Annotated in this window: 7 protein-coding genes and 1 pseudogene; all 8 read left to right on the top strand. The window is 34.6% G+C overall.

Annotation, left to right across the window (positions count from 1 at the left end; all coding sequences use genetic code 11):
• Positions 1 to 262: 262 nt before the first annotated feature.
• Entirely contained in the window at positions 263 to 571 is a 309-nt protein-coding gene (locus tag GOQ24_RS06550) for a DUF4134 domain-containing protein (protein WP_155092737.1), read from the top strand.
• An 11-nt stretch (positions 572 to 582) separates the two neighbouring features.
• Entirely contained in the window at positions 583 to 906 is a 324-nt protein-coding gene (locus tag GOQ24_RS06545) for a DUF4133 domain-containing protein (protein ID WP_155092736.1), read from the top strand.
• Between the two features lie 4 nt (positions 907 to 910).
• A pseudogene (locus tag GOQ24_RS06540) lies at positions 911 to 2,992 on the top strand (TraG family conjugative transposon ATPase); the annotation flags it as partial.
• A gap of 554 nt (positions 2,993 to 3,546) precedes the next feature.
• A complete protein-coding gene (locus GOQ24_RS06535) occupies positions 3,547 to 5,358 on the top strand; it encodes a reverse transcriptase domain-containing protein (protein ID WP_155093425.1) in 1,812 nt (603 codons plus the stop codon).
• 95 nt (positions 5,359 to 5,453) lie between these two features.
• On the top strand, positions 5,454 to 5,891 hold the full coding sequence (locus tag GOQ24_RS06530; protein WP_317165482.1) for a hypothetical protein: 438 nt from the start codon (positions 5,454 to 5,456) through the stop codon (positions 5,889 to 5,891).
• A 25-nt stretch (positions 5,892 to 5,916) separates the two neighbouring features.
• On the top strand, positions 5,917 to 6,549 hold the full coding sequence (locus GOQ24_RS06525) for a DUF4141 domain-containing protein (protein ID WP_155093334.1): 633 nt from the start codon (positions 5,917 to 5,919) through the stop codon (positions 6,547 to 6,549).
• Between the two features lie 2 nt (positions 6,550 to 6,551).
• Positions 6,552 to 7,550, top strand: coding sequence for a conjugative transposon protein TraJ (gene traJ / locus GOQ24_RS06520; protein WP_155093333.1), 999 nt, complete (start codon positions 6,552 to 6,554; stop codon positions 7,548 to 7,550).
• Between the two features lie 3 nt (positions 7,551 to 7,553).
• Positions 7,554 to 8,177, top strand: a complete 624-nt coding sequence (gene traK, locus GOQ24_RS06515) for a conjugative transposon protein TraK (protein ID WP_155093332.1) — start codon at positions 7,554 to 7,556, stop codon at positions 8,175 to 8,177.
• The last annotated feature ends 145 nt before the right edge of the window (positions 8,178 to 8,322 follow it).

Below are 8,322 nucleotides of genomic sequence, written 5' to 3'. Positions count from 1 at the left end.
GTTGTATTATAGAGTTGTTTGATTATTAATCTTGATAGTCTTCTTTTTTTGTGTTTTACTTATAGGATTTCACAATCGAGATACCTCGATATTCTGTTTGCTTTTTTAACTAGTGGTTATTGTAAGCTTTTAATTTGCTTATACTGAGCGTTTTTAAGTCAAATACGGACTTTTTATTCCTTTTTAAATACTTAACTTTTTATAAGTAGATATTTAATTAAAATCAAGTAAGGTACTTGATTATTAACTAAATCTATTTATTATGAAAAAGTTTTTAAACATTAAAAGTGTTTTTTTCTACTTTGTTTTTTTGCAATGTGGAACTCTACTTGCCCAAGGAAATGGAATAGCAGGTATTACCGAGGCAACTCAAATGGTTACTTCATATTTTGATCCTGCCACCAAACTGATCTATGCCATAGGTGCTGTGGTGGGGCTTATTGGAGGGGTTAAAGTATATAATAAATTCTCTAGTGGAGACCCAGATACTAGTAAAACTGCAGCAAGCTGGTTTGGCGCGTGTATTTTTTTAATTGTAGCGGCTACAATTCTAAGATCATTCTTTTTATAAACCCATTGAGTATGCAAAAATATAGTATTAATAAAGGCACAGGTAGTTGTGTTGAATTTAATGGTCTAAAAGCCCAGTATCTATTTTACTTGGCTGGTGGTTTTTTAGGTGTACTTATAGTTGTTATGATGCTCTATATACTGGGTGTATCAAGTTATGTTTGTCTTTTTTTAGCCAGTGTATTAATTGTTAGTCTTACCTGTTTGGTTTTTCACTTTAATTACAAATACGGTCAGTATGGACTATTAAAGCTTGTAGCTAGAAGGTCTTTTCCAAAATACATCATATCAAGGGAGTGTATAACTACTTTTTTTGAGTTTAATTCTAACACTTAACTTTATGAGAAATATTGCCAAAGCAAACACTCTAAAGCGGATGTTTCCCCTTTTAAGTGTGGAACAAAACTGCATAATATCCAAACAAGCAGATATCACATTTTGTTACAAGGTTGAATTACCCGAGATATTTTCTTTATCAAGTCAGGATTACCAAGCTATACATTCTCTTTGGGAAAAGGCTTTAAAAGTTTTGCCTGATTTTACCATTGTACACAAACAAGATTGGTTTACAAACCATAGTTACTCTTGTTTAGATGATTTACAACAAATGAGTTATTTGAGTCAGAGTTTTGAAAAACACTTTATGGGTCGTGGTTTTTTAAAACACGAATGTTATTTATATATAACTAAGACAAACAAGCAAAGAATTCAAAGCCGCAGTAATTTTTCATCCTTAGTCTATGGTGAATTAGTACCAAAGCAAATTAAAGATAAAACAGTTTTGCAGAACTTCGAACAGGCCTGTCTACAGTTTGAAAGAATCTTAAACGACAGTGAGTATTTCTCGATACAAAAACTCTGTAGTAACCAAATTGTTGGAACAACTAGTCAAGGTGGACTCTTACAAAGGTATATGTCTTTAAATGAGCAAGATAATGCTGTTTTAGAAGACATTGAGCTTAATGCTCAAAGAGTTAGGGTAGGAGAGAATGTTATAAATTTTTTTACTTTTTCCAACCCTTTCGATCTTCCTTTAGAGGTTTCTATGGCTAGGGCTTATGATAAACTCTCTAGTGATAAAAGTGAACTCTTAGTTAGTTTTGCCAGTCATGTATCGTTACAACTAGATTGTAATCACATCTACAATCAATATCTTTTTATTGAAGATAGTGATGATAACTTAAAAATGTTTGAGAAAAGGGCAAAAAACATGCATTCTCTCTCTAGGTATAGCCGTTCTAATCAAATCAACAAGCAATGGATAGAACAGTATTTAAATCAAGCCCATAGCCAAGGACTACAATCCATACGTGCTCATTTTAATGTGATGACTTGGTCGGATTGTCCACAAGAATTAAAACAAATTAAAAATAAAGTAACAAGTAGTATTGCATCAATGGGATGTATACCTAGACACAATACGGTTGATTCGGCTGTTCTTTTTTGGGCAGGTATACCTGGTAATAGCTCAGATTTTCCAAGCGAGGAGAGTTTTTATAGTTTTGTTGCACCTGCTATTTGTTTTTTTAATTCAGAGACTAATTCTAAAGATTCACAATCTGACTTTGGAATTAAAATGACTGATCGTTTAAGTGGAAGACCTGTTTTTATTGATCTTTCAGATCTTCCAATGAAAAAGGGAATCATTACTAATCGCAATAAATTTATTCTTGGGCCTTCCGGTAGTGGTAAAAGCTTTTTTACCAATCACCTCTTAAGGCAATATCACGAACAAGGCGCTCATGTATTAATTGTCGATACAGGAAATTCTTATAAAGGACTCTGTGATTTAATTGGTGGTAAATCAAATAATCAAGATGGTATTTACTTTACCTATACCCAAGAGAATCCAATTTCATTTAATCCTTTCTATACCCAAGATGGTATTTTTGATATTGAGAAAAAAGAGAGTATCAAAACCCTGATTCTAACTCTTTGGAAACGCGATGATCAGCCCGCAACCCGTTCAGAGGAAGTAGCTATATCTAACGCTGTAAATGGTTATTTAAAAACTCTTGAAGACAAAAGTAATATTCCGAGTTTTAATGGTTTTTATCAGTATTTAAATACTGATTATAAAAGTGAATTAGATTTTAAAAAAGTAAGGGAAAAAGACTTTGACTTACACAATCTTCTCAATGTTTTAGAGCCTTATTATAAAGGTGGCGAATATGATTACTTATTAAACTCCAATAAGGAGTTGGATCTACTCTCTAAAAGGTTTATTGTCTTTGAAATAGATAGTATAAAGGATCATAAAATACTCTTTCCTGTGGTTACTATAATCATTATGGAAGTTTTTATAAATAAAATGAGACGCCTTAAAGGACAGCGAAAAGTCATTTTAATTGAAGAGGCCTGGAAGGCCATAGCCAAACAAAATATGGCTTCTTATATCAAGTATTTATGTGCGCCCGTCAAGGTGGCTTAGTAAATATCTCTTTGGCAAGAGATTAGGTTAGTGTTCTTTGGAAAACCTATCATCAACCGACTTATCTGAAAGGGAAACTGGACAGGGAGTGAAGCATGTCGGTAAAGTCATAAGTCAGTCAGCTATCAAACTGCTACTGAATGGCGAGATGAAAAGATGGATATGAGGATAAAATCCGAATTGATTAAACGATAGTCCAAGCGATTCCACTTGAAGTTATGGCGTAAGATAGCTATCAATCGTCATACTGTAATACTCCACCAGTGAATTGGTATGGTTGGAGCTTGAACTTATTACAGCGCAGTCGCAGTAAGCGTACAAAGGACGGAAGTCGTATCCGACAATCCATCGTGCCAATAGTTATTAAGTCGCAAACGGGGATTACCTAAATCGGAATGCCGAAAGGCTATGAAAGTTAAGTTTTCTGAATATCCGACATGGTAACGGAGCTTCCGTAGTAGTTTGAGCAAGGGAAAGCCTTGTACATGGCCAAGGGAAGCAGCTAATTTTTATTAATACAATTAAAGGAAAATGTGAGAGACATTATGAGAAATCCAGAAAGAGTATTAAACAGTCTAGTGGAACACAGTAAAACTTCAAGCTATAGGTTTGAAAGGCTTTACAGAATTCTGTTTAATGACGAGATGTTCTATGTTGCCTATCAGCGCATTTATGCAAAAGAAGGTAATATGACAGAAGGCTCAGACGGTCAAAGTATTGACAATATGAGCTTGTCACGCATTGAGAAACTGATAGCTTCATTGAGAGATGAAAGCTATCAGCCCCAACCATCGAGGAGAATTTACATACCGAAAAAAAACGGTAAGGTTAGACCTCTTGGCATACCTGCTTTCGATGACAAGCTGGTGCAGGAAGTGATAAGAATGATTTTAGAAGCTATTTATGAAGAGAGTTTTGAATATTCTTCACATGGTTTTCGTCCAAATCGTAGTTGCCATACTGCACTAGCTCAAATCAAGAAATCGTTTAACGGAGCTAAATGGTTTATCGAAGGAGATATAAAAGGATTCTTTGATAATATTGGTCATGATATATTGATAAGTATCCTTAAAGAACGTATCTCTGACGATAGATTCATAAGGCTAATTAGAAAGTTTCTTAAAGCAGGTTATATCGAGGATTGGAAATTTCATAAAACGTACAGCGGAACGCCGCAAGGAGGTATTGTAAGCCCAATATTAGCAAATATTTACCTCGACAGATTAGACAAATACATGAAAGAATACATCACAAACTTCGATAAAGGGAAAAAACGCAGACCAAGTAGAGTTCGTATGGACTTTGACAATGCAAGAAAGAGAACTGTGAGAAAACTAAAGTCGGTAGAAGACGAAAGTGAAAGAACAATTTTAATCCAAAGGATTAAGGCAGAGGATAAGCAGCGTGCAATGTTTCCAAGCTGTGACGAAATGGACACGGAATACAAAAGATTGAAATACGTCAGATATGCAGATGATTTTCTAATCGGGATAATTGGTAGTAAGCAAGATGCGAAAGAAGTTAAGGAAGATATTAAAAATTTCCTTGACCAAAAGCTCAAACTGGAACTGTCAGATGAGAAAACACTCATTACCCACACGGAAGATTCGGCACATTTTCTCGGCTATGAAATCTTTGTGAGAAAGTCAAACGCACAGAGAAGAGATATTGCAGGTCGTTTGAGAAGAACCTATGGTAAAAGGGTATATCTTAAATTGAGTACGGAAACGATAAGGAACAAATTACTTGACTATGGTGTATTGGAATTCCGATACCAAAACGGAAAGGAAATTTGGAAACCGAAATGCAGATCTGGACTTATATTCAATGACGATCTTGAAATTCTTGACCGATACAATCGGGAAATAAGAGGATTCTACAATTACTTTTCTATTGCTAATAACTGTTCTGAATTGCACAACTTCAAATTTATCATGGAGTACAGTATGTACAAAACCTTTGCTGGGAAATACAAAAGTTCAACGAGAAAGATAAATTCCAAGTATCGTAGAAATGGAAAATTCACAGTAAGGTTTACCACTAAATCTGGAGCGGTCAAAGAAAGATACTTCTATGACTTGGGGTTTAGGAGAAAGAACCCAATGACAGACGCAGGCTTTGACATTATGCCTTACTCCATCTTTGATGCAAGTAGGACAAGTCTTGTAGATAGGCTCAAAGCTGAAAAGTGTGAAATGTGCGGAGCTACGGAAAAGCTTGTCATGCATCATGTACGAAAACTCAAAAACCTAGAAGGTAAAAAGAGTTGGGAAAGACATATGATTGCAAGAAGAAGAAAAACTGTCGCTGTATGCCATAGCTGTCATCAGAAAATCCATAATGGAACATTAGACTGACAAGATTAGTGGAGAGCCGGATACGCGGAGACGTGTAAGTCCGGTTCGGGGGCGAGCATTTGGAAACCTACCATAGAAATATGATAAGGCGCTGGGTGCTTAGCCTACTTAAAACCGTTAGAAAATTCTTTGGTGAGGCTATAGTTGTCACTCAGGAGATTGATGATATAATTGACTCTCCGATTGTAAAGCAGAGCATTATCAATAATTCAGATTGTAAGATTCTTTTAGACCAGCGTAAATACATCAATAAGTTTGATCAGATTCAAAAAATGTTAGGACTAAACTCCCAACAAAAAGCTCAAATCTTATCCATTAATTTAAATAATCACCCTCAGAGGCTTTATAAAGAGGTGTGGATTGATTTAGGTGGTACTCACTCTGGGGTTTATGCCACAGAGGTGAGCTATTCTGAATATTTAGCCTATACCACCGAGGAGAAGGAAAAACTCAAACTAGAGCAACTTACTTTAGAATTTGATGGTGATGTAGAACTTGCCATTAAAGCTCTTGTTGAGCAGCGCATACAGTAATGTTTTAATTTAAAAGTAATGACTTATGAAAAAAATATATCAGAGAATATTAACTGCTTTTTTGTTTTTATTCTCAAGTGTTTGTTTTGGTCAATGGACCGTATACGATCCGGGAAATTTTGCTCAAAGTATTATCAATAGTACCAATGAGATTGTGCAAACTTCAGCAACGGTTGAAAATGTTATTAGGAATTTTAAGGAAGTAGAGAAAATCTATAATCAAACTAAAGATTACTACAATAAACTTGAATCTGTGAATCACCTTGTAAAAGATGCTAGAAAAGTTCAACAGACTGTTCTTTTAGTCTCGGATGTATCTAAATTATATGTACAGGGATTCTCCAAAATGCTCAATGATAGTAATTTTTCTGACCAAGAGCTTGAAGCTATTGCAAATGGGTATGCTAAGCTATTGTCTGAATCTACTGTTTTATTAAACGAGTTAAAGCAAATTGTTACCAAAACAAGTTTGTCTTTAAACGATAAAGAGCGAATGGATATTATCGATACAATATACTCCAGGGTCAAATACTATTATAATTTGGTTGATTACTATACGAAAAAGAATATATCGGTTAGTATTTTAAGATCAAAAAAAAAGAGTAACACCCAGAGTATTCTTGATTTATATGGGGAGTCTAACAGTAAATATTGGTAGTTATGGAAAGTGATAATTTGCATGAGGTTTTAGCAAACCTTTACAACGAGATGATGCCCTTGGCTAGTAATATGATTGCTATGGCAAAGGGTTTAGGGGGGCTTGGTGCGCTTTTTTATATAGCCTTACAAGTATGGGCTGCTTTATCTAGAGCAGAACCTATTGATGTGTATCCTCTTTTAAGGCCTTTAGCTATAGGTTTGTGTATTATGTTTTTCCCAACGTTGGTATTAGGAACTATAAATAGTGTTTTGAGCCCGGTGGTTAAAGGAACACATTTAATTTTAAAAGAACAGGTGATTGACCTTAGAGCGTTACAGCAAAAAAAGGATCAATTAGAGAGGCAAATTTTAGCCAATAACCCCGAGACGGCCTATTTGGTGTCCAATGAAGAATTTGATAATAAAATTCAAGAATTAGGTTGGTCTATATCTGATCTAACTAGTATAAGCACCATGTATTTAGAGCGTGGGATGTATGATTTTAAAAAGAGTATTCGAGATGGCTTTAGAGAGCTTCTAGAGAATGTTTTTCACGCCAGTGCTTTAGTGATCGATACCATTAGAACTTTTTTTCTAATAGTGCTCAGTATCTTCGGACCTATAGCTTTTGCCATTTCAATTTGGAGTGGATTCTCATCGAGTTTATCGCAGTGGCTCTCAAGGTATATTAGTGTGTATTTATGGCTTCCAATCTCGGATATTTTAAGTAGCATTCTAGCGAGAATACAAACCCTTATTATAGGAAAAGACCTTGAGAGGTTAACTAGCTCTTCCACTTCTACGTTAGATAGTTTTGATACTGTTTACATTTTATTTATGATAATTGGTATTGTGGGATATTTTACAATCCCAACTCTATCAAGTTGGATTATTCAAGCAGGAGCAGGAGGGAATTACACTCGTAATATTAATCAAACTGCTTTACGCACAACTAATATGGCAGGTGCTGTTAGTGGATCTGTTGGGGGTAATATTTTAGGACAATTGATTAAAAAGTAAGTTATGGATTTTAAATCACTTAAAAATATAGAAAATAGATTTTTAACAATACGATTATACACTTTAGTTTTTTCAAGCTTATGTGTTTTAGTCACGGTGTTTTCTATCTACAAGAGCTATGATTTTGCCAAGCAACAAAGAGAAAAAATATATGTTCTTGATAAAGGCAAATCTTTAATGCTTGCTCTTTCTCAAGATGCAAGTATAAATAGACCTGTTGAGGCAAGGGAACATTTAAGGCGTTTTCATGAATTCTTTTTTAGTATCTCTCCAGAGAAAGCCGCCATTGAGAGTAATATGCAAAGGGCCTTTAATCTCTCGGATAAAAGTGCTTTTAATTACTATCAAGATTTACTTGAAAAAGGGTATTACTCTCGTATTATCTCCGGGGGTATTCAACAAAGAGTATCGGTTGATAGCATATGGGTTGATTTTAAGTCATATCCTTATAAGAGTAAAGTGCATTTAACTCAGCATGTAATTAGAGCCAGTAGTATTACTCAAAATAGTATAATAACTAGTAGTCAGCTTTTAAATGCGGTAAGGTCGGATAATAATCCCCAAGGCTTTATAATTGAGAAATTTACTGTTTTAGAGAATAAAACAGTTAGTTCGATTAAACGTTAGTGGCTATGAGAGATAAAATTAAGCTTAATAAAAACTCAAAGTCCCTACTTAGCATTAATACTTGGTGGACAAATTTGCATAGAAAAAAACAAACTTTAGTACTGGTCTTTGTCTTTATTTTTTATTTAATACTCAGTATAAAGGT

Source organism: Myroides sp. LoEW2-1 (genome assembly GCF_009767705.1).
GTDB classification, from domain to species: Bacteria; Bacteroidota; Bacteroidia; order Flavobacteriales; family Flavobacteriaceae; genus Flavobacterium; species Flavobacterium album_A.
Note: the sequence above shows the minus strand (reverse complement) of the source record. Positions and strands in the feature narration are given on the sequence as shown.

What these genes read in the sequence shown, in the direction of transcription:
- GOQ24_RS06550 (WP_155092737.1), top strand. Translation starts at nt 263, where the DNA reads ATGAAAAAGTTTTTAAACATTAAAAGTGTTTTTTTCTACTTTGTTTTT.
- GOQ24_RS06545 (WP_155092736.1), top strand. Translation starts at nt 583, where the DNA reads ATGCAAAAATATAGTATTAATAAAGGCACAGGTAGTTGTGTTGAATTT.
- GOQ24_RS06535 (WP_155093425.1), top strand. Translation starts at nt 3,547, where the DNA reads ATGAGAAATCCAGAAAGAGTATTAAACAGTCTAGTGGAACACAGTAAA.
- traJ (WP_155093333.1), top strand. Translation starts at nt 6,552, where the DNA reads ATGGAAAGTGATAATTTGCATGAGGTTTTAGCAAACCTTTACAACGAG.
- GOQ24_RS06525 (WP_155093334.1), top strand. Translation starts at nt 5,917, where the DNA reads ATGAAAAAAATATATCAGAGAATATTAACTGCTTTTTTGTTTTTATTC.
- traK (WP_155093332.1), top strand. Translation starts at nt 7,554, where the DNA reads ATGGATTTTAAATCACTTAAAAATATAGAAAATAGATTTTTAACAATA.